Annotated in this window: 19 protein-coding genes; 11 read left to right on the top strand and 8 right to left on the bottom strand. The window is 72.2% G+C overall.

Translation table 11 applies throughout. The annotated features are described in order from the left end of the window. Window positions 1-47 precede the first annotated feature (47 nt). Window positions 48-722 carry a TetR/AcrR family transcriptional regulator gene (locus KZI27_RS05100; protein WP_261784100.1) on the top strand — a complete coding sequence of 225 codons (675 nt, stop codon included), beginning with the start codon at window positions 48-50 and terminating at the stop codon, window positions 720-722. A gap of 31 nt (window positions 723-753) precedes the next feature. On the opposite strand, the gene KZI27_RS05105 is transcribed toward KZI27_RS05100, so the two are convergent. After that, on the bottom strand, window positions 754-1,584 hold the full coding sequence (locus KZI27_RS05105) for an SDR family NAD(P)-dependent oxidoreductase (RefSeq protein ID WP_222659643.1): 831 nt from the start codon (window positions 1,582-1,584) through the stop codon (window positions 754-756). A gap of 136 nt (window positions 1,585-1,720) precedes the next feature. Then, window positions 1,721-2,272: a cysteine hydrolase gene (locus tag KZI27_RS05110; RefSeq protein ID WP_222659645.1), complete on the bottom strand. Its 552-nt coding sequence runs from the start codon at window positions 2,270-2,272 to the stop codon at window positions 1,721-1,723. 107 nt (window positions 2,273-2,379) lie between these two features. Between KZI27_RS05110 and KZI27_RS05115 the strand changes: the two genes are divergently transcribed. From KZI27_RS05115 to KZI27_RS05125, 3 genes are all read left to right on the top strand, one after another. After that, entirely contained in the window at window positions 2,380-3,660 is a 1,281-nt protein-coding gene (locus KZI27_RS05115) for an NAD(P)/FAD-dependent oxidoreductase (RefSeq protein ID WP_222659647.1), read from the top strand. Between the two features lie 61 nt (window positions 3,661-3,721). Beyond that, on the top strand, window positions 3,722-4,996 hold the full coding sequence (locus KZI27_RS05120; protein WP_222659649.1) for a cytochrome P450: 1,275 nt from the start codon (window positions 3,722-3,724) through the stop codon (window positions 4,994-4,996). Continuing rightward, window positions 4,993-5,187 (top strand): ferredoxin, encoded by a 195-nt coding sequence (locus KZI27_RS05125; protein ID WP_222659651.1) that lies wholly within the window; start codon window positions 4,993-4,995, stop codon window positions 5,185-5,187. Before KZI27_RS05120 ends, KZI27_RS05125 begins: the two co-directional genes overlap by 4 nt. An 84-nt stretch (window positions 5,188-5,271) precedes the next feature. Here the strand turns inward: KZI27_RS05125 and KZI27_RS05130 are convergent, their stop codons facing one another. Further along, window positions 5,272-5,796, bottom strand: a complete 525-nt coding sequence (locus KZI27_RS05130; RefSeq protein WP_222659652.1) for a hypothetical protein — start codon at window positions 5,794-5,796, stop codon at window positions 5,272-5,274. Window positions 5,797-5,812: 16 nt separating this feature from the next. After that, window positions 5,813-6,373: a hypothetical protein gene (locus KZI27_RS05135; protein WP_222659654.1), complete on the bottom strand. Its 561-nt coding sequence runs from the start codon at window positions 6,371-6,373 to the stop codon at window positions 5,813-5,815. 146 nt (window positions 6,374-6,519) lie between these two features. Between KZI27_RS05135 and KZI27_RS05140 the strand changes: the two genes are divergently transcribed. After that, window positions 6,520-7,698, top strand: a complete 1,179-nt coding sequence (locus KZI27_RS05140) for a sensor histidine kinase (protein ID WP_222659656.1) — start codon at window positions 6,520-6,522, stop codon at window positions 7,696-7,698. Continuing rightward, entirely contained in the window at window positions 7,695-8,357 is a 663-nt protein-coding gene (locus tag KZI27_RS05145) for a response regulator transcription factor (RefSeq protein WP_222659658.1), read from the top strand. Before KZI27_RS05140 ends, KZI27_RS05145 begins: the two co-directional genes overlap by 4 nt. Here KZI27_RS05145 and KZI27_RS05150 read toward each other — a convergent pair. Next, on the bottom strand, window positions 8,250-9,041 hold the full coding sequence (locus KZI27_RS05150) for a hypothetical protein (protein ID WP_222659660.1): 792 nt from the start codon (window positions 9,039-9,041) through the stop codon (window positions 8,250-8,252). The genes KZI27_RS05145 and KZI27_RS05150 overlap by 108 nt on opposite strands. Before the next feature lie 5 nt (window positions 9,042-9,046). Next, complete coding sequence (locus KZI27_RS05155) at window positions 9,047-10,063, bottom strand: zinc-dependent alcohol dehydrogenase (protein ID WP_222659662.1); 1,017 nt, start codon at window positions 10,061-10,063, stop codon at window positions 9,047-9,049. Window positions 10,064-10,184: 121 nt separating this feature from the next. Between KZI27_RS05155 and KZI27_RS05160 the strand changes: the two genes are divergently transcribed. From KZI27_RS05160 to KZI27_RS05175, 4 genes are all read left to right on the top strand, one after another. Continuing rightward, on the top strand, window positions 10,185-11,072 hold the full coding sequence (locus KZI27_RS05160; RefSeq protein WP_222659664.1) for a serine hydrolase domain-containing protein: 888 nt from the start codon (window positions 10,185-10,187) through the stop codon (window positions 11,070-11,072). A 9-nt stretch (window positions 11,073-11,081) separates the two neighbouring features. Beyond that, entirely contained in the window at window positions 11,082-11,792 is a 711-nt protein-coding gene (mtnN, locus tag KZI27_RS05165; RefSeq protein ID WP_123310064.1) for a 5'-methylthioadenosine/S-adenosylhomocysteine nucleosidase, read from the top strand. Window positions 11,793-11,974: 182 nt separating this feature from the next. Next, window positions 11,975-13,960 carry a potassium transporter Kup gene (locus KZI27_RS05170; RefSeq protein WP_222659665.1) on the top strand — a complete coding sequence of 662 codons (1,986 nt, stop codon included), beginning with the start codon at window positions 11,975-11,977 and terminating at the stop codon, window positions 13,958-13,960. Between the two features lie 173 nt (window positions 13,961-14,133). Next, window positions 14,134-17,235, top strand: coding sequence for a choice-of-anchor G family protein (locus KZI27_RS05175; protein ID WP_222659667.1), 3,102 nt, complete (start codon window positions 14,134-14,136; stop codon window positions 17,233-17,235). A gap of 306 nt (window positions 17,236-17,541) precedes the next feature. On the opposite strand, the gene KZI27_RS05180 is transcribed toward KZI27_RS05175, so the two are convergent. Further along, window positions 17,542-19,968, bottom strand: coding sequence for an excinuclease ABC subunit UvrA (locus KZI27_RS05180; RefSeq protein WP_222659669.1), 2,427 nt, complete (start codon window positions 19,966-19,968; stop codon window positions 17,542-17,544). A gap of 103 nt (window positions 19,969-20,071) precedes the next feature. Continuing rightward, on the bottom strand, window positions 20,072-20,752 hold the full coding sequence (locus tag KZI27_RS05185; protein WP_222659671.1) for a hypothetical protein: 681 nt from the start codon (window positions 20,750-20,752) through the stop codon (window positions 20,072-20,074). A 281-nt stretch (window positions 20,753-21,033) separates the two neighbouring features. Between KZI27_RS05185 and KZI27_RS05190 the strand changes: the two genes are divergently transcribed. Then, window positions 21,034-21,429 carry a hypothetical protein gene (locus tag KZI27_RS05190; RefSeq protein ID WP_222659673.1) on the top strand — a complete coding sequence of 132 codons (396 nt, stop codon included), beginning with the start codon at window positions 21,034-21,036 and terminating at the stop codon, window positions 21,427-21,429. Window positions 21,430-21,517 lie beyond the last annotated feature (88 nt).

Raw genomic sequence — 21,517 nt, forward strand, 5'->3', positions numbered from 1 at the left:
ACGGATCGTCGTTCCGTTACGAGGCCGGACCGTGCGATGATCGGGGCATGAGCACACCGTCGAGCGACACCGCGCCGTCGGGCGACACCGCGCCGCCCCGGCGTCGCCGCGACGTCGAACGGAACGAACGGACGATCCTCGACGCCGCCGCCGGTGTCTTCGCCGCGTCGGGCATCGGCGCGCCGGTGCGCGAGGTCGCGGCAGCCGCCGGCGTGGGCGTGGGTACGCTCTACCGGCACTTCCCGACGCGCTCGGACCTGGTCGTCGCCGTCTACCGGCACCAGATCGAGGCCCTGGCAGAGGCCGGCCCCGCGCTGCTCGACTCAGCGCCGACCGCATTCGACGCGATCCTGCGCTGGGTGCACCAGTTCGTCGACTTCCTCGGCACGAAGCACGGCCTGGCCAGGGTGTGGGAGGGGGACGCCGACGGCTTCACCGCGCTGCACACGCTGTTCGTCGACGAGCTCGTCCCCGTGCTGGGCCGGATGCTCGACGACGCACGCGCATCGGGCGAGGTCGTCGCGTCGGTGTCGCCGTACCAGCTGCTCCGCGCCGTCGGCGACCTGGTCGCGTGGAGCCCCCAGGACCCGGACTACGACGTGCGGACGATCGTGACGCTGCTGGTCACGGGGCTGCGGCAGGCACAGCCGACCGGCGAAACGCAGCCAGCCGGCGGCGAGGCGCAGCCGCCGGCCGCTCCCGCGCCGGACACCGCGGCGTAGCGCACCGGAGACCGACGGAGAGCCCCGCCGGTCAGGCCGTGTGGAGCATCGCCACGCTCCGGTCCCACAGTTCTCGGGCCAGGTCGGCGTCCTCGGCCTGCGTGTTCGGCGCCGCCACCTTGCGCTTCACGTAGTACTCGCCGGTCGGGTAGTCACGACCGGGGGTGTTGTCCGCCAGGTACACCAGGGTGTCGGCGCCCTTCTCCGGGCTGGTCAGGAACACGTGGCGCAGGGGCGTGTGGTAGATGAGGTACATCGGCGAGGTCTTGTCGTTCGAGAACGCGGTGCTGATCGTGCCGGGGTGGAACGCCGTCGACGTCACGCCCTGGTCGCGGTACCGACGGTCGAGCTCCTTGGTGAACAGGATCTGCTCGAGCTTCGAGTCGCCGTAGGCCTTGGTGGCCCGGAAGTGCCGCTCGGCGTCGAGGTCGTCGATGTCGACGCGGCCGAACAGCTTGTTCGCGACGCTCGAGGTGTTGATGACGGTTCCGCGGGACGCGATGAGCCGGTCCATCAGCAGCTCCGTGAGCAGGAACGGCGCCAGGTAGTTGACCTGGAACGTCAGCTCGTGGCCGTCGACGGTGACCTGGCGGCCCGCGCTGAAGATGCCGCCGGCGTTGTTGGCCAGCACGTCGATCCGGGGGCAGCGTTCGAGCAGGTCGGCGGCGAGCTCCCGGACGGCGGACAGGTCCGAGAAGTCGGCCACGAAGTGGTCGACGCCGAGGTCACGGGCGACCCGCTCGGTCTTCGCGGGGTTGCGACCGACCACCACGACCTCGTTGCCGCGGCGGACGAGCTCCCGCGCAGCGGCGACGCCGATGCCGTCGCTCGCGCCGGTGATGACGATGGTCTTCGCGGCCATGGGTGCTCCTCGGGTCGGGGCGAGCGTGCGCTCACCTCCGTCCGTCCTACAGGGTCGGCCCTGGACGGACCAGGTGACGGACGGGAGGCACGTGGCGGGCCCGCACCGTGCCTCCCGTCCGCCACGGTGTCAGTGCTCAGGCCGCGCCCGGCCCCGCCAGGTCGGCCGTCTGCACGACGACGCCGAGGGCGGGGAACACCGACCGGAACCGGGCGGCGTGGGCGTCGGGGTCCGGGTCGTTGGTGGCGTCCTCGACGAGGACGACGTCGTAGCCCAGGTCGTACGCGGCCCGAGCCGTGGACTCGACGCCGAAGGTCGTCGCCTGACCGACCACGACCACAACGGTGACGCCGTCGGCGCGGAGCCGCTCGTCGAGGCCGGTGCCGGCGAAGGCGCTCCACCCGCCGCGGGTGAGGTTGCCGTCGTCGTCGGCCCGTTCGAGCAGCAGGGAGCCGTAGGCGACCGGGGCCGGCCGGGGGCCGCCGCCGTACTGGGTGGCGCCTGCCGGGGTCGCGGCAGGGTCGTGGCGGATGAACACCACCGTGCCGCCGCCGCCACGGGTGGCGCGGGCGAGGGTCTCGACGTTGGCCACGACGGTCTCGACGGGGTGGGTGCGCTGGTACGGCGCGGTCCCGGCCTGCAGGTCGACGACGAGCAGGGCGGTGTGTTCGGTGCGGGTGCGGGTCACCGGTCCAGGGTGCTCGATCGCCGGGCGCGGCGCGTACTGCGTCTGCGGTATCCCGGTCGGTCCGACCGGAGTAGTCCGGCACCGCTGGGCCCGGCGAGGCTCGGAGCATGGCCAGCACCGGAGTCCCTCGGACCGATCCGCACGCATCCGTCCTCGTCGTCGGCGCCTCGGCTGCCGGCATCGCGACGGCCGAGGCGCTCCGCCGCCACGGGCACGTCGGCCGGCTGACGCTGCTCGACGGCGAGACCGAGGACCCGTACGACCGGCCTCCGCTGTCGAAGCAGTACCTGGCCGGGCAGATCGGCGCCGACGCCCTGGTGCTCCGCTCGACCGAGCAGCTCGCGGGCCTCGACGCCGAGTTCGTGCTCGGGGACCGCGCGGTCGCCCTCGACGTCGCGACCCGGACCGTGACGACGTCGAGCGGCACCACCCGGGCCGCCGACCACGTCGTCATCGCCACCGGTGTCACGCCGCGCGCGATCCCGGGGGCCGGGCTCGACGGCGTGCACGTCCTCCGCACCCGGGCCGACGCGGACCGGCTCCGAGCGGGACTGCAGACGCTGCAGGGGCCGCTGTTGGTCGTCGGGAACGGCGTGCTCGGCAGCGAAGTGGCACAGACCGCCGCGTCCCTCGGCGTGGGCGTCACGCTCGCGGGGAGCATCCGCGCACCGATGTGCGGGCAGCTCGGCGGGTTCGGCTCGCAGTTCCTCGCGGCACAGCACGAAGCGGCCGGCATCCGGTTGCTCGGCGGGGTCCGCGCCGCGCGGGTGCGCGGCCGGGACGGTCGCGCGGACACGGTGGAGTTCGTCGACGGCCCGAGCCGTCCGGCCGACGCCGTCGTCGTCGCCGTGGGGTCCCGCCCGACGACCGGGTGGCTCGAGGCGTCCGGCCTGGAGATCACGGACGGCGTCGACTGCGACGCGTTCGGAGCCGCTGCACCCGGCGTCTGGGCCGTGGGCGACGTCGCCCGCTTCCACCACGTCGGCGCGGAGCGCTCGATGCGGCTCGAGAACCGCACGAACGCGACCGAGATGGCGCAGGTCGTCGCCGGCAACGTCCTCGGGCACCGCGTGCCGTACACGCCGGTGCCGTACTTCTGGACGGACCAGCACGGCACCCGCGTGCAGGTTTTCGGGCAGATGACCCCGGCCGACCGGATCACCGTCGTCGACGGGCACCCCGAGGACGGCCGGTTCGTCGCCGTGGCCGAACGCGCCGGTGAGGCGGTCGGGGCGCTCGGGTGGGGCATGCCGAAGCAGGCGCGGATCGCCAGCATGCGCCTGCGTCCCCGGTACGCGGCGACTGCGGCGACTGCGGCGACTGCCGCGTCTGCGGCGTCTGCCGCGTCTGCGGCGTCTGCCGCCGAGAGCCCGGCACCGGTCGGTTGACCGGTGCCGTCCGCTCCGGTCGCCTGACCGGGGCCGTCACCCGAACACGGAGGAGCAGACCATGACCGACCCACCGATCACCGACCGACCGGACACGTTCCCGATGGACCGGCGGACCGCCGGGTGTCCCTTCGACCCGCCGCCGGCGGCCCGCGTGCTGCAGGAGGACGGCCCCGTCCACCGCGTGACGCTGGCCGACGGCCGCGAGCCGTGGCTCGTCACCCGCTACGACGAGGGCAAGCAGGTGCTGTCGAGCCTGTCCGTCAGCGCAGACGCGGCCAACCCGGGGTACCCCTCCGCCAGCGCCTCGGGCGGTGGCGGCGGGCTGTCCTTCATCCTGATGGACGACCCGGACCACGCTCGGCTGCGGCGGATGGTGACCGCGCCGTTCGCGATCAAACGCATCGAGGCGCTCCGCCCCGTGGTGCAGCGGATCACGGACGACCTGATCGACCAGCTGCTCGCCGGCCCGAACCCGGTCGACCTGGTCGAGGCGTTCGCGCTCCCGCTGCCGTCCCTGGTGATCTGCGCGCTGCTCGGCGTGCCGTACGAGGACCACGACCGGTTCCAGGCGCACTCGAAGACCATCATCCGCCGCACCACGACCGACGACGAACGGCAGCAGGCGTTCCGCGAGCTCGGTGCGTACCTGACGTCGCTGCTCCGCCGCAAGACGGCGGAACCCGGCGACGACCTGCTCACGGACATCGCCGGCCGGGTCACCGCCGGCGACATGACCGAGGGCGAGGCCGTGCAGATGGGGATCCTGCTGCTCATCGCCGGGCACGAGACGACCGCGAACATGATCGCCCTCGGCACGCTCGCCCTGCTCGAGCACCCGGACGAGCGCGATCGCCTGCTCGACGACCCCGAACCGGCGCTGGTCGCCTCGGCGGTGGAGGAACTCCTGCGCTACCTGACCATCACGCACGACGGACGCAAGCGCGTGGCGACCGAGGACCTCGACGTCGCCGGCACGACGATCCGCGCCGGTGACGGGGTGATCGTCGCGACGGACCTGGCGAACCGGGACCCGGACGTCTACCCGGACCCGGACCGGCTCGACCTGACCCGCAACCCGCGGAACCACGTGGCGTTCGGGTTCGGCGTGCACCAGTGCCTGGGCCAGCCGCTCGCGCGGGTCGAACTGCAGGTCGTGTACCCGACGCTGTTCCGTCGGATCCCCACCCTCGCTCGCGCGGTCCCGCTCGACGAGGTCCCGTTCAAGCACGACGGCGCGGTCTACGGGGTGTACGAGCTCCCCGTCACGTGGTGCCCCGTCGACCACCACACCACCACGAGCGCGAGCTCGACCACCGGAGGGAACGAGTCATGAAGGTCATCCTCGAACAGGACAAGTGCGTCGCCAGCGGCCAGTGCGTCATGGCCGCGATGGACGTGTTCGACCAACGGGACGAGGACGGGATCGCCGTCCTGCTGACCGACGAGGTCACCGACGACCAGGTCGAGGCGGTGCGACACGCCGCGGCGGTCTGCCCGGCCCTGGCGATCCGTCTGGCGGACTGACCCGTCGGTTCCAGCACACACGACGGCCCGGTGGAGATCCCACCGGGCCGTCGTGTGTGCGCTGTGCGCGGGGGTCCGCCGTCGTCACGACCCGACGGGCGGGTGCGTGCACGCGTCGATCGCGGCGTACTCCCGGCTGAGTGCGGTCTGGTTCCGCTCGGTGCGCCACGACCGGATGCCGGGCGCTGCGGCCACGGCGGCGATCCACACGCCGGCACCGACGAGGACCGGCACGAGCGTCGGGTCCCCGCCGAGGGCGAGCAGACCGCCGAGCGCGATCGCCAGCACGGCGACCGCGGAACCCGCGGTGGCGACCACACCAGCCAACCGGGCCGGCTGCTGCTCGAGGGCGGCGATCCGGGCCAGCGCCCGCTCGGCACGACGCTCGAGGAGCGGTCGTGCCGGGTCTGGCCGGGTGCGCAGCCGCTGGAGCAGCAGGGACGTCGTGCCGAGCCGTCCGCCCTGCACGGTCACCGTCCAGCCGAACTGCTCCAGGGTGTGCCGGTGGAGCGGCACGAACGCGGTCGGTGCGTACAGCACCCGGGTCTCCAGGTGGCGGGGGACCGGCGCGTGCAGGACAGCGTCTTCCCGGGCGATGGTGTCCGTCATCGGGCTCGGCCCGCGCTCAGGCGGTCCGGCGGCGACTGGCCGCCTCGCACGCGCCGTAGACGACGTCGAACTGGCGGTCGACGGCCGGACGGATCCGCTTGGTTCGCGCCGCGCGGACGAGCTGGAAGGCCACGGGAGCGATCGCCCAGTTGACCAGCCCACCGGCCCCGACGAGGAACACCGTGACCGGTTCGAGCCCGCCGAGCAGGTCGGGGACCGCCACGGTGTCCTGCATGGCGAACACCGAAGCGGCCAGCAGGACGCTGCCGATCGCGCCGAGCGCGTACGCGACCACCGACGCCGCGGTCGTGCGGGAGCGTTCGAGCGAGTCGATCGTGGCCAGGGCGGTCTCGGCGTTCTGCTGGAGCTCGGTCAGCTCGACGGAGCGGACGGCACGGTCGCGGCGGAGGCCGAGGGTGCGCCGGCGGTTCAGTGCGCCCGTCCGGTCCGAGCCGTCGGACGTCCAGCCGAAGTTGCGGTAGGTGTCCGCGTACAGGGCGTCCTTGCCGCGCGGGACGTCGACGGTGCAGTAGTCGTACGTGGTGGCAGCGGGAGCGGCGGTGTTCGTCAGCGTCATGGTGGTTCCTCCGGTCGGTGCCGGATCGTTCCGGCCTGGTGTCGATCGTCCCGGGGACGCGCCGCGGGCAGGTCCCCGATCGGTGGTACCCCCGACTACTGCGTTCGCAGTAGCCGGACCGTTCACCCGCACGACAGGATGAGTGCATGCGGCGACTGCGGGCGATCTGGGGTTCGTGGCGTCCGGACGACCGCTGGGTGTTCCGTGGCACGGCCGCCGTCGTCCTGCTCGCGTGCGCGATCGAGTCGGGCCGGGTGATCGTGGCCGATGCCGGCCCGGGGCCCGGCATCGCGGTCGCCGCGACCGTGCTCGCCGTCGTCGCGGCGCCGTGGACACCGTGGACAGCGCTCGGGCTCGCCACGGTCGCCCCCGTGCTCGGAGGACTGTCCGGATGGTCGCCGATCGTGACCTGGAGCTGCGCGGTGCTGCTGCTGTTCGCGGTGTCCTCGCGGCAGGGGCACCCGGTCCGCGCCGCGGCGATCGTCGCCCCCGGCGTGGTCATCGGCACGCTCCTCGCGCCGGGGGAGGGCGGTGCGGTACCGACCGCCCTCGGCGCCCTCATCTCCGTCGTCGCCGCGGCGGCCATCGGCTCGGGGCTGCGGGTGCAGCACCAGTACCGGGCGTCGTTGGAACAGCGCGCCGCCGATGCCGTCGCCACGCGGGAACTCGAGGCCGAGCGCCGCGTGGCCGAGGAACGCGTCCGGATCGCGCGGGACCTGCACGACGTCATCGGGCACGAGATCGCGGTGGTCAGCATGCAGCTCGGGGTCGCCGAGGTCACCCTGCCCGCCGGGGCCGACGAAGCCCGGCGTGCGCTGGACGCCGCCCGGGACGGCGTGCGGAACGTCCTGACGGAGACCCAGCACGTCCTGACGGTGCTCCGCTCGGCGTCGGGCAGTGGCGCCGAGCTCGACGACCCGACGGCACCTGCCCCCGGCATCGAGCAGCTCCCCGGACTGGTCGCGTCGTACGAACGGATCGGCCTCGACGTCGATGCTCGACTGGACGACGTCGGCCCGGTCTCCGTGCCGATCGGTGTGACGGTCTACCGGGTGCTGCAGGAGTCGCTCACCAACGCCCACCGACACGGCGAGGGCCGGACGACCGTCACCCTCGCCCGCGCCGGAGACGACCTGGTGCTCGAGGTCCGCAACCCCCGCCGACGGACCCCGGCGAGCGACCCCGTCGCAGGCCGGAGCAGCGGGCTCGGTCTGGTCGGCATGCGCGAGCGCGTCGCCGCCGTCGGCGGGTCCGTCCGGGCCGCGCCGGACGGCGTGCTGTTCGTCGTCCGCGTCCACCTGCCCACCGCGAACGGAGCACGATGACCACACGAGTGATCCTGGTCGACGACCAGGACATGATCCGACTGGGGCTCCGTGCGATCCTCGACCGCCAGGACGGCATCGAGGTCGTCGGCGAGGCCGGGGACGGGCTCGCCGCGGTGCAGACGGCGCTGTCGGTCCCGGCGGACGTCGTCATGATGGACATCCGGATGCCGGGCATCGACGGGGTCGAGGCGACCCGACGGATCCGCGCCGAGCGCACCGCCGAGCAGGTGCGCATCGTCATGCTGACGACCTTCGACCAGGACGAACTCGTCTTCGCGGCGCTCCGTGCCGGGGCGAACGGCTTCCTCAGCAAGGCCGCGGGGCCCGCAGAGCTCGTCGCGGCGATCGAGGAGGTGGCAGCGGGCGGAGGGGCGCTGTCCGCGGCGGCCGCAGCCGCCCTGATCGGACAGGTCGCCCGCACGCCGGCGTCCTCCGTCGACCCGGAGATGACCCGGCGCTTCGAGGCCCTCACGCCTCGCGAGCGCGACGTCGTGGTGATGGTCAGCCGAGGTCAGGGCATCGACGCCATCAGCGCCGAGCTGTTCCTCTCACCGCTCACGGTCAAGACCCACGTGAACCGGGCCATGGCGAAGGTCGATGCCCGGGACCGCGCCCAGCTCGTGGCGTTCGCGTTCCAGGCCGGCCTGGTCGACTGAGGTCGGCGCCGGCTGAGGCGCCGTCGCTTCCGGGAACCGCCGCAGCGCCATCGCGAGCCCGATCACCGCAGCCACGCCGCCGAGGAACACCCCGCTCGCACCCGTGGACGCAGCAGCGTCCTCGGCGCTGCCCGCGAACGAGAGCAGTGCCGACTGGGTCAGCACGAGCAGGACCACCGCCGCGGCGACGTTCACGAGCTTCGTCGCCTCGACGAGTGGTTCCCCGTCCTTGCGTGCTGTCACCGCACCCCAGACCCCGATCCCCAGCTCCGCGAACGTCGCGGCCGCGATGACGATCGCCACCCACTGGTCGTAGTGCACGGGGTGCGCCCGCCCGACGAGCATCGGCACGCTGCACCCGACGAACACGACTGACATCGCGGCCACCGCACCCCCGATCCACCGGTGTCCGGCCTGCCGGAACCGCATCCGGTCGCCGTTCGCGGCGTCGAGCGCGAACGACAGCCGGTGTCGGCGGACGGCCCAGACCTTCGCGGCCGCGACCCCGAGCGTGAAGACCACGGTCGCGGCGAGGAACAACGAGGGAGCCGCGCAGAACAGGACCACCTTCCACCCCGCCATCACGAGGCTGCTCGGCACCGACAGCACGGCGAGCACGAGCCCGCGGCGCGGCCGGTCCCGCCACACCGTGACGGCGTACTGCACGGCGACCTTCCTGGTCACCGGCATCAGTCGAACGTGACGACGACCTTGTCGGCCGCGCCCGGGGTCGCTGCGACCCGGAGGGCCTCGAGCACGTCGCTCGCCGGGAAGACGTCGCTGACGATCTGCGCGTAGGCCTCGGGGTTCGCGATGATGTGCTCGGTGACGTCGAAGATCTCGGTCGGGTACCCCATCGCGGTCACGATCGTCGGCTCGACGGCCAGCAGATCACCGAAGTCGACCTCCACGGGCCGCTTGTGCACGGCCACGACGCCGATCGTCGCGCGGTGCTTCGCCAGGCGCAGCGCCGTCTGCACGGTGGCCGGGACCCCGGCGGCGTCGAGCCAGACGTCGGTGCCGGCCTTGCCGCCGTGCCCGACGCCGTCACGTGCTTCGCCGTGCAGGGCGATCAGGCGCTCGTCGAGCGGCTCCTCAGCCGAGTTCACGACGGCATCGGCTCCGACGAGCAGGGCCTTCTCGAGCCGCGAGGCGATCACGTCGACGACGACCACGTGCCCGACGCCGAGCGCCTTGTAGCTGATCACGGCGCCCAGCCCGATCGGGCCGGCACCGAACACGACGACCGTGTCGCCCGGCTGCGGCGCGGTCCGGTTCACGGCGTGCAGGGCGACCGCCATCGGCTCGTTGAGCGCGGCCACCTGCCAGGGCAGGTCCTCCGGGACCAGGGCGACGCTGGTGCCGAGGACGGCCTGCTCGACGAGCAGGAACTCGGACAACCCGCCCGTGGGGCCGCCGTTGCCGATGATCCCGCGTGGATCGCCCATCGGGTTCACCACCACGTGGTCACCGACGGTGATGCCCTCGACCGCGTCGCCGACGACCGTGACCTCCCCGGCGACCTCGTGTCCGAGAGGCGTGTTCCCCGCACGCGGCGGGATGCCGCCGCGTGCGGCGTAGAAGGCGTCGGAGCCGCAGACCCCGCATGCCTTGACGGCGATCAGGACGTCGGCGGGGCCGACCTCGGGGACGGGCTCGTCGCGGATCTCGACGGATCCGGGGCCGGTGACGACGACGGTGCGCATGGTGCTCCTCACGTCACGAGCACGGGCGGCTCGGGACGGAACCATCTGACCAAGACGGCGACCAGCGCACGTACTGCGATCGCAGTAGCGCGTGCGGCGGCCGCGCACGAGAGGATGGCGTGTGACCACCGCGACCAGCATCCTCGACGCGATCGTCCGGCACGTCGACGAGACCGGCTTCGGCGCCCACGGCCTGCACGTCCGGACTGCGAACGACGACGTCGCCGAGCACCGCTGGACGCCCGACGTGCGCGAGGAGATCCACTCCGCAGCCAAGGGCGTCTGCGTCCTCGCCACCGGGATCGCCGCCGACGACGGCCTGGTCGACGTCGACGAGCCGATCGCCGACGCCCTGCCCGGGTTCGCTTTCGGGGACGGCGTCGAGCAGGTCACGCTCCGACACCTGCTCACGATGACGAGCGGGATCGACATGCCCTGGTCGGCGACCGAGCTGACGGATTGGCCGGACCTGGCCGCCGAGTTCCTGCGGCGACCCTCGCGGGGCCGCGTGTTCCAGTACGCCAACGTCAGCACCTACACCGCCATGCGCGTGCTCGAGACCCGCGTCGGCGACGTCGGCGCGTTCGTGTCCCGACGCCTGTTCGACCCGCTCGGCATCGACGACGTCGAGTGGTCACGCTGCGCGAACGGGTACGTCGCCGCCGGTGAGGGCCTGGCGCTCCGCACCGAGGAGCTCGCGCGCCTCGGCAAGCTCATCCGTGACGGCGGTCTGGTCGACGGACAGCGCATCGTCAGCGCCCGCTGGTGCGACGCGATGCACGCCGACTGGGTCGAACGCGAGGGGACCGGGCCGGGGTACCACCGCTACGCGATGGCCGGGTGGGGTGGCCCGGGACAGCTGTGGCGGCTGCACGGGGCGTACGGGCAGATGCTGCTGTTCGACGACCATCCCGGCGGCGACACCGTGGTCACGATCACCGCCGACGACCACTTCGGGGCCGACGCGGTGGCCGCGTTCGTCGCCGAGGAGCTCGCCCGCCAGCGGTAGGATCGATCAGTGCAGGAACAGGCGCCCGTCGCGATCATCATCGCGGCCATGAGCGAAGAGGTCTCCGCCTTCGCCGACCTCTTCGGCGGCGTCCCGATCCTCGACGGCCCGGTCGGCGGCCACGACCCGCACCAGCTGCTCGACATCGGCGGCGCCACCGTCGCCGTCCGCCGCAGCGGCATCGGCTTCACGAACGCGACGGCCGCCGTCGCACACGGCTTCCACGACTTCGGGCCCGGCATCCCCGTGATCAGCGTCGGGACTGCCGGCGGCCTCATGCACGGCATCGCGATCGGGGACGTCGTCGTCGGCGATCGCTACGTCAACCTCAACGCGGACGCCACGGCGTTCGGCTACGCCCTGGGCCAGGTGCCCGGGATGCCGACCGGGTACGCACCGGACGCCCGGCTGGTCGAGCTGGCGATGGCCGCCGACATCGCCTGGCCGCTGCGCTCGGCGACGATCGGTTCGAGCGAGGTCTTCGTCACCGAGGGGCGCGCCCGGACGCTCCGCGGGGCCTTCCCCGACGTGGCCGCGGTCGACATGGAGTCCGCCGCCATCGCGCAGTTCGCGCACGTCCACGACATGCCGTTCGTGTCGGTCCGGTGCATCAGCGACCTGTGCGCGCCCGACGGTGCGGAGTTCCGCGAGCACCTGGACGGTGCCGCGGCGCGCGCCGCCCGTGTGGTCCACGACCTGGTGCGCGGCCTGCGTCCCTGAGACCCGGCCCGCCGTCGGACGGGAGGCGCGGTGCGGGCCCGACACGTGCCTCCCGTCCGCCCTGCGCGCACGTCGAGAGCCGCGGTGCGCACGCATGTGCGCCAGCTGCGAGCGCATCCCGCGCACGGTGCGATGATGAGCGGCGGCCGTCGCCCGGACGGCCGGAGACGGAAGTGCCGAGCGTGACCGAGACCCGCTCCGAGACCCCGACGGAACCGTCGAAGCCGACGGACCACACCACCCCCACGACCGACACCACCGACGACCGTGGACACGGCCCGCGCAAGGGCGTCGCCGTCCTCGCGCTCGCCGCACTCGGTGTCGTGTTCGGCGACATCGGCACGAGTCCGCTCTACGCCCTGCGAACCGTGTTCACGATCGACGACGGCCTGGTCAAGGCCAACCAGGAAGACGTCTACGGCGTCATCTCGATGATGTTCTGGAGCATCACGATCATCGTCTCGATCAAGTACGTCCTGATCCTGATGCGCGCCGACAACGACGGCGAGGGCGGGGTGATGGCACTCGCCGCCCTGGCCCGCCGGCTCTACGCCAAGCGCCGCGGAGGTGCGGTGATCTTCCTGGTGATCGGCATCGTCGGCGTCTCGCTCTTCTACGGCGACTCCGTGATCACCCCAGCCGTCTCGGTGCTGTCCGCGGTCGAAGGGCTGGGCACCGCCGCACCGTCGGTCGGGCACCTGATCGTGCCGATCGCCGCCGTCATCCTGGTCGTGCTGTTCGCGGTGCAGCGATTCGGTACCGGCAAGGTCGGCAACCTGTTCGGCCCGGTGATGCTGCTCTGGTTCGTGGTGATCGCCGCCGCCGGCGTCCCGCACATCCTGCAGCACCCCGGTGTCCTGCAGGGACTCTCGCCGACCTGGGCGATCTCGTTCGCCTTCGCGCACCCGTACATCACGTTCGTCGCGATGGGCGCCGTGGTGCTCGTCATCACCGGTGCCGAGGCGCTCTACGCCGACATGGGGCACTTCGGCCGCTCGCCGATCCTGCGGGCGTGGTTCTTCGTGGTGTTCCCGGCGCTCGTCCTCAACTACCTCGGGCAGGCGTCGCTCGTGCTGCGCGACCCGTCGGCGGCGAAGGACCCGTTCTTCCTGCTGTTCCCGGACGCGCTGCGCCTGCCCGTGGTGGTGCTCGCGACGCTCGCGACGGTGATCGCGAGCCAGGCCGTCATCTCCGGGGCGTTCTCGCTCACCCGTCAGGCCGTGCAGCTCGGGCTGCTGCCGCCGCTGACGATCCGGCAGACCTCGCGGCGGGAGAGCGGCCAGATCTACCTGCCCGCGGTGAACCTGCTGCTGTTCATCGGCGTGCTCGCGATCATGCTCGCGTTCCGGTCGTCGGCGAACCTCGCCACGGCGTACGGGGTGTCCGTCACCGGTGCTCTCGTCGTCGACACACTCCTGCTCCTGCTCGTCGTCCGCCCGCTGTGGAAGTGGACGACCTGGAAGCTCGTGGTCGCGGCGGTGGCGTTCGGCGGACTCGAGCTGACCTTCCTCGCCGGCAACCTGTCGAAGATCATCCACGGCGGCTGGGTGCCGCTCCTCATCGCCCTGGCCGTGATCACGGTCATGACGACGTGGCGCCGTGGCCGCGCACTGGTGCAGGAGGAACGGAAGGAGCGCGAAGGGTCCCTCGCCGACTTCATCGACCGCATCAACCACGAGCACATCCCGCGGGTGCCCGGGGTCGCGGTGTTCCCGCACCCGAACAAGGAGACCACCCCGCTGGCGCTCCGGGCCAACGTCGAGCACAACCACGTCGTGCACCGCACCGTCCTGATCGTCTCGGTGCTCACCGCCAACGTGCCGCACGTCCCGCACGCGAAGGCCTTCTTCCGCGACGACCTCGGCTACGAGGACGACGGCATCGACCACATCACGGTGAAGTTCGGGTTCTCGGACGACCAGGACCTGCCGAAGGCCCTGCATGCCGCCTGCCTGGCCGAGGTGCTCGACATCGACCCGGAGGAAGTGCTCCGGGCGTCGTACTTCATCTCGCGCGGCGCCCTCCGCCCGGTGCCCGGCAACCGGGGCATGGTCGCCTGGCGGAAGAAGCTCTTCGTCGGCCTCGCCCACAACGCGGCCGACCCGGCAGCGCGCTTCGGGCTGCCGGCACATCGCACCGTGACGATGGGCAGCGACGTCGAGATCTGACCGCGTCGCGCACCGGCGTTCTGCATCCGCATCCGCATCCGCAGAGCGCAGGCCCCCGTTCGGGGGTGATGGTCTTGTGCACCCGTTCAGGGTTACGCTCATCGGAACCACACCACAGCTGCAGGCAGCATCACCAACTGCCGGACCAGCACCAGGATCAGGAGCGAAGCCACATGAGGCTTGGAGTACTCGAGCGCGCCCAGAAGGACCCAGGGGCGTCCACTTCCACCCGATGGTCAGGCCGGAGCAAGGGCGTCGCGATCGTCACCGCGGCCCTGCTCGGCGCCGGCGGCAGCATCCTCGCCGCCGCTCCCGCGACGGCAGCGCCCGTCGCGTCGACCGGGCAGGGGCGCTTCCTCAGCGGCTCCGCGCTCGGCTTGGACCTCGACGACATCCTCGCGGTCACCCCGGCTGATGCCGTCAACACCGGCGGGGCCACGGACACCGATGTCCACCCGCTCGACGTCACCGCCCTCAACGCGGTCAACGTCAACCTGGGCGGGGGTCTCAACCTGCTCGGGAACAACGGCATCCTCACCCTCGGAGCCGTCAACCAGTACGCCGCCGCCAACGCCGACGGCAGCTCCGTGGCCGCGTCCGGTGCGGTGACGAACACCGGCGGCATCGGCGTCGGCGGCCAGGACGGCGTCCCGCAGTCCAACGCCACGCTCGACCTGTCGGGTCTCATCGGCACCGACCTGGCGGGCGCCCTCGCGAACGCCCAGCTCGAGGTCGGCGCCGTCTCGGCCACCGCTGCCCAGGCAGCCGGCCCGGACGGTGCACAGACGGGCGACTACGGCATCGCCGGACTCGACCTGTCGCTGACGAGCCCCGCCCTCGGCACCACGGTGTCCGGCCTCCGCACCACGCTCGGCACGCTCCAGCCGACAGTCGACAACCTCGAAGACCTGCTCGCGGTGCTCGGTCCGCTCGTCGAGGTCGACGGCATCCCGAACCTGGTCACGGTGCTCGACTCGGCCACCGGTGACGTCACCAGCGCCGACGGCTCGATCACGGCGAACCTGCAGACCGGTGCGATCACGGTCGACGTCGCCGCGGTGCTGACCAACGCCGGACTGGACATCAACAACCTGCCGGCGAACACCGAGCTGCTGCCGTACATCACGGACGCGCTCACGACGCAGCTCCTGCCGGCGGTCACGACCGCGCTGCAGGGCGTCGTCACGCAGCTCACCGCCTCGCTGCAGGGCCTCTCGGTCACCGTGCTCGGCGTCCCCGTGCCGGTCGGCCAGGTCCTGCCCATCGTGAACCCGGTGCTGGCGCAGGTCGTCGCCCCGATCAACCAGGTCGTCGCCGGCCTGGGCGAGACGGTCGTCACGCCGCTTGCCAACGCCCTGACGACCGTCGTGTCACTGCGGGCCAACGTGCAGGAGACCAGCGCCGACGGCGTCTTCACGCAGCGTGCACTGCGCGTCGCACTCCTGCCGGCTGCCGGCACCGCCGTCGTCAACCTCGCCTCGGCGGCGGTCGGTCCGAACGCCGGTCCGCTCGCGGTCCCGACGATCACCACGCTCGACCCCGACAACGGGCCGGTGGCCGGTGGCACGGTCGTCACCGTGACGGGGACGGGCTTCACGGACGACGCCACGGTGTCGGTCGACGGTTCCGACCCGATCGCGGCGGACTCCGTCTCGGACGACGGCACCGAGCTGACGTTCACGACGCCGGCGCACGACGTCGGCACGGTCGACGTCACCGTCACGACGCCCGCCGGTGAATCCGACCCGCTCGACTTCACCTACACCGACGACGCGGCCGCGGTCCCGACCATCACGACGCTCGACCCCGACAACGGGCCGGTCGCCGGTGGCACGGTCGTCACCGTCACGGGCACCGGTTTCACGGACGACGCCACGGTGTCGGTCGACGGTTCCGACCCGATCGCGGCGGACTCCGTCTCGGACGACGGCACCGAGCTGACGTTCACGACGCCGGCGCACGCAGTCGGCACGGTCGACGTCACGGTCACGACGCCTGCTGGGACGTCCGACCCGCTCGACTTCACGTACACCGCGGCGCCCGCAGCGGTGCCGACGATCACGACGCTCGACCCCGACAACGGACCGGTCGGTGGCGGCACGCTCGTCACCGTCACGGGCACCGGGTTCATCGACGACGCGACCGTCTCCGTCGACGGGTCCGACCCGATCGACCCGGAGTCGATCTCCGACGACGGCACCGAGCTGACGTTCACGACCCCGGCACACGTCGCCGGTCCCGTCGACGTGACGGTCACGACCGACGCGGGGACCTCGGACCCGCTGACGTACACCTACAACCCGTCACCCGCCGGGGCCCCGACGCTGACGGCGCTGGACCCCGACAACGGTCCGGTCACCGGTGGCACGGTCGTCACGGTCTCCGGCACCGGCTTCACCGACGACTCGACGGTCTCGGTCGACGGCTCCGACCCGATCACGCCCGACAGCGTCTCGGACGACGGCACCGAGCTGACGTTCACGACGCCGGCGCACACCGCCGGTACGGTCCCCGTGACCGTCACCAACGGGGCCGGCACCTCGGCGCCGCTGCCGTACACCTACGACCCGGCCCCGGCCGCGGTCCCGACGCTCTCGGCGCTGGACCCGGACAACGGTCCGGCTGCGGGTGGCACGGTCGTGACCGTCACGGGCTCGGGCTTCACCGACGACTCGACGGTCTCGGTGGACGGCTCCGACCCGATCACGCCGGACAGCGTGTCGGCGGACGGCACGACGCTCACCTTCACGACGCCGGCGCACGCTGCCGGTGACGTCGAGGTCACGGTGACGACCGCGGGTGGCACGTCCGACCCGCTGGTCTACACCTACAACCCCGCGTCGACCACGACGACCCCGCCGCCCGTGATCACCTCGCCGGAGGACGGTGGCACCGTCACGACGCCCAACCCGCCGATCACCGGCACCGGCCAGCCGGGCGCGACCGTCACGGTCACCGTCGGCACGGTCGTCGTCTGCACCGCGGTCGTCGCGGCCGACGGCACCTGGAAGTGCACCCCGATCGTCGGCTTCGGCCCGGGAACGGTGACCATCACCGCCACCCAGACCGGCGCTGACGGCACCTCGGCGGCGTCCGACCCGGTGACGTTCACCGTCCGCCTGACGACCGCCGGCAACGGTGGCGCCGGCGGCACCGGCCCGAACGGGACGCTCGCCTACACCGGCAGCGACCCGGCCCCGGTGATCGCCTTCGCGATCCTGCTGATGCTCGCGGGCGTCGGGCTCACCATCGCCCGCCGCTTCCGTCGGGCCTAGTCCGCACCACCAGCAGCGCCCGTCGGGATCCGTCCCGGCGGGCGCTGTTGCGCGCGCGTGCGAGTGCGGGTGCGTGCGCGTGCGCGTGCGGGAGCGTGCGCGTGCATGCGTGCGCACCGTGCGACGATCCACCACGTGATCGACGCGTGGAACGTCGGAACATGCGCACGCACCGGATGCGTGTGCATCGTGCGACACAGCACCGGTTGATCGACGCGTGGAACGTCGGAACATGCGCACGAACCGGCGGACGGGAGGCCCGGTGCGGGCCCGCCACAGGACGCGTCCGTCCGCCGGTGGGCGCGATCAGTGCCCGAGCTGCTCCCGCAGGTACGGCGCGGTCCGGCTCTCGGCGGAGGCCGCGACCTGGGCGGGGGTGCCGGTGGCGACGACGCGGCCGCCGTCCTCACCGCCGGACGGCCCCATGTCGATGACGTGGTCGGCACTCGCGACGACGTCCATGGCGTGCTCGACCACGACGACGGTGTTGCCGGCGTCGGTGAGGCGTGCGAGCTGTGCGGTCAGCAGCTCGACGTCGGCAGGGTGCAGGCCCGTCGTCGGTTCGTCGAGCAGGTAGAGCGTGTGCCCGGTGCGCGCGCGTTGCAGCTCGGTCGCGAGCTTGATGCGCTGGGCCTCGCCGCCGGACAGCTCCGGTGCGGGCTGTCCGAGCCGTAGGTAGCCGAGGCCGACCTGACGCAGGGCCTCGAGCCCGCGGGCGGCGGCCGGCAGCGATGCCAGGAAGGGCGCAGCATGGTCGACGGTCATGCCCAGGACGTCGGCGATCGATGCACCGTCCCACTGCACCTCGAGCGTCTCGTCGTTGTAGCGCGCACCGTGGCACTCAGGGCAGGGCGCCCAGCTGCCCGGCAGGAACAGGAGCTCGACCGACACCGAGCCCTCGCCCTGGCACACCTCGCACCGGCCGCCGGCCACGTTGAACGAGAAGCGGCTGGCGGTCCAGCCGCGGGCCTTCGCGTCGTCGGTCGCGGCGAACGCGGCACGCACGGCGTCGAAGAGCCCGGTGTAGGTGGCGAGGTTCGAACGCGGGGTGCGGCCGATCGGCTTCTGGTCGACCTGCACGACACGGTCGACGAGCGGGTGCGACGTCGCCACGCCGGGCAGGACACCGCCGACGAGCGACGACTTGCCGGAGCCGCTGACGCCGGTGACCGCGGTGAGCACCCCGAGCGGCAGGTCGACGTCCAGGTCCTGCAGGTTGTGCAGGGTGAGGTCGCGCAGCTCGAGGGTCCCGACGGGGGTCCGGACGGTGCGCTCACCGTCGGCACGGTCGCGCGGGTGCAGGAACCGTCGGGTGACCGATGCCTCGACGTCGGCGAGGCCGTCGACGGGGCCGCTGTACAGGACGGTGCCCCCGCCGGACCCGGCACCCGGGCCGACGTCGACGATCCAGTCCGCCCGCCGCACGATGCTCATGTCGTGCTCGACGACGAAGACGCTGTTGCCGCCGGCGCGCAGGTCGTCGAGGACCTCGACCAAGGACTCGGCATCGGCGGGGTGCAGGCCGGCGCTCGGTTCGTCGAGCACGTAGACGACGCCGAACAGGCCGGAGCGCAGTTGTGTCGCGATGCGCAGGCGTTGCGTCTCGCCGGGGGAGAGCGTCGGGGTGGCCCGGTCGAGCGCGAGGTACCCGAGGCCCAGGCCGACGAGCACCTCGACCCGGGTGAGCAGGTCGCGGGAGATCGCGACGGCGACCTCGGTGTGTTCGCCGGACGAGGCACGTGAGGTGGCAGCGCCGGCGTCCGCGATGGTGGCGATCGGGCGCAGGACGTCGGCCAGCGCCGTGAGCGGCAGGCCGTTCAGGTCGGCGATCGAGTGGCCGCCGACGGTGACCGCCAGGGCCGCCCGTGTCAGGCCGGTCCCGCCGCAGAGGCCACACGGACCGGACTCGACGAACTGCAGCACCTTGGTCCGCTGCGTCTCGCTCTGCGAGTCGGCGAGGGTGTGCATCACGAACTGGCGTGCGCTCCAGAACCGCCCCTTGTACGGCTTCGCGACGCGGTCGCGCTTCGGGTGGACCTGGACGACGGGCTGCTCCTCGGTGAACAGCAACCAGTCGCGGTCCTGTCGGGAGAGCTCACGCCACGGCACGTCGATGTCGTAGCCGAGCACCGCGGTGACGTCGCGCAGGTTCTTGCCCTGCCAGGCCCCGGGCCACGCGGTGATCGCGCCGTCGCGGATGCTCAACGACGGGTCGTGCACGGCCGAGGCCTCGGTGACCTCGTGGGCGATGCCGAGTCCGTGGCACCGCGGGCAGGCCCCGGCCACGGTGTTCGGTGAGAACGAGTCGGACTCGAGCCGGTCGGCGCCGGACGGGTAGGTGCCAGCGCGGGAGAACAACATGCGCATCGAGTTTGACAGGGTCGTCAGGGTGCCGACGGTCGAACGGCTGCTCGGCGCACCGCGGCGCTGCTGCAGGGCCACGGCGGGCGGCAACCCGGTGATCGAGTCGACGTGTGGCGTCGACCCCTGCGCGATGAGCCGCCTGGCGTACGGGGCGACGGACTCGAGGAACCGGCGCTGCGCCTCGGCGAACACCGTGCCGAACGCGAGCGAGGACTTGCCAGAGCCGGAGACGCCGGTGAAGGCGACGATCCGGTTGCGCGGGATGTCCACGTCGACGTCCTGCAGGTTGTGCTCACGGGCGCCGCGGACACGGATGAAGTCGTCGGGCCCCGGCTGGTCGTCGGTCACGGTCGATCGGGGAGAGGGCATCTGCTCGATGGTAGGCGGGTGCTGCTGGGTGCGACGGCCCGGCGCACGACGGAAGGGCCGTCCCGGTTGTCCGGGGCGGCCCTTCGTGTGGTGGTGCGGGGTGTTACTTGATCTGTGCGGTGATGGTGGCGGTGCCGACGAGGAGGCCGCGCTTGACGGCGTCGGTGCCGAAGGTCTTGTTCAGCAGGCCGGCTGCGTCTTCGGAGACGTGGACGGTGGTGCCGGTGAGGATGGCGTTGTCGCCCTCGAGCTGGAGGGGCTTGAGGGAACCGCCCCAGAGCTCGAACAGGTACGCGTTGGACGCGGCGACCTTGCCGTTGACCAGGACGTCACCGTAGAGCTTGGAGGAGCCCGGGTTCACGACGAAGTTCTCGAGCGTGACGGTGGTGTCGCCGGCCTTCAGCGTGAGGCCGGAGTCGTCGTGGTTGAGCATGCCCTGCACGTAGGGGCGGTAGTTGCCGTCCGGCGACCAGTACGTGACCGATCCGGCGGTGATCGGGAACGACACCGACCCGTCAGCCAGGGTCGCATCTCCCGAGACGCCGGGGGTGAGCTTCAGGGCAGTGAGGGCGTCGGTGAAGCCGGAGTCGAGCTTCACGGCGGTGGAGCCGCCCAGGACCTCGGGGACCGATGCGACCGGTGCGGGGATCTTCGACGACGACGACGACACGGTGTGGATCGAGGGGGTGGCGGCCTGGGCGGAGGAGATGCCGAACGCGGCACCGCCGAGGACGAGGGCGCCGGTCGTGGCGAGGGTGATGGAGGTCTTCAGGCTCTTGCGCATGGTGATCGATTCCTTTGCTGAGGTGTCGCGCTCGGCGCGGCTGCTGTGTGCGCGCCGAACACACCCTGGTGCAGGGTGGAGAACCAGCAGTGTGCGGCTGGTGAGCGCTCCGGGTGGTTCCCGGTCTGTGCAGGTGATTCGGCGCCCTCGGCGAAGCGGTTTGGACCGATCTGTCTCCGTTACCGGTCCGTGACCTTCGCCCGCTCCCGGACAGACCTCCAGTGCTCATGTACGTTCGCTGTGTGGCCGCTGGACGCGGCCGTTCACGAAGGGTTCCTCACATGGCAAACACGAACAGCCGTCCGACCAGCGTCACCGTGTCGTTCATCATCTGGCTGGTGGTGGTCCTGGCGAACATCCTGCAGGGCATCATCAGCCTCACGTCCGGCAGCTCTGCCGACGTCGCCGACAGCGTCGGCACCGCCCCGCTCGTCGGCGGAGCGATCTTCGCCTTCGTCCTCGCCGTGATCGAGCTCATCATCGTCTTCAAGATGCGCGACGGTCGCAACTGGGCCCGCATCGTGCTCACCGTGCTCGCGATCCTGCAGCTCATCGGTGTGGGCGTGGGCGCAGCGTCGGGTGGCAACGCCTTCGGGTGGATCGGTGGCGTCGCCGTGCTCGTCGCGACGATCCTGATGTACGTCGGTGGCGCGAACGGCTACTTCCGCCGTCGCTGACCGCGACTGCGTGACGCACGCCGGGCGCTGAACGCGACCGGCTGACGGACGGGAGGCCCGGTGCCAGCTGGCACCGGGCCTCCCGTCC

The sequence above is a fragment of the Curtobacterium sp. TC1 genome, assembly GCF_019844075.1.
Lineage (GTDB): Bacteria > Actinomycetota > Actinomycetes > Actinomycetales > Microbacteriaceae > Curtobacterium.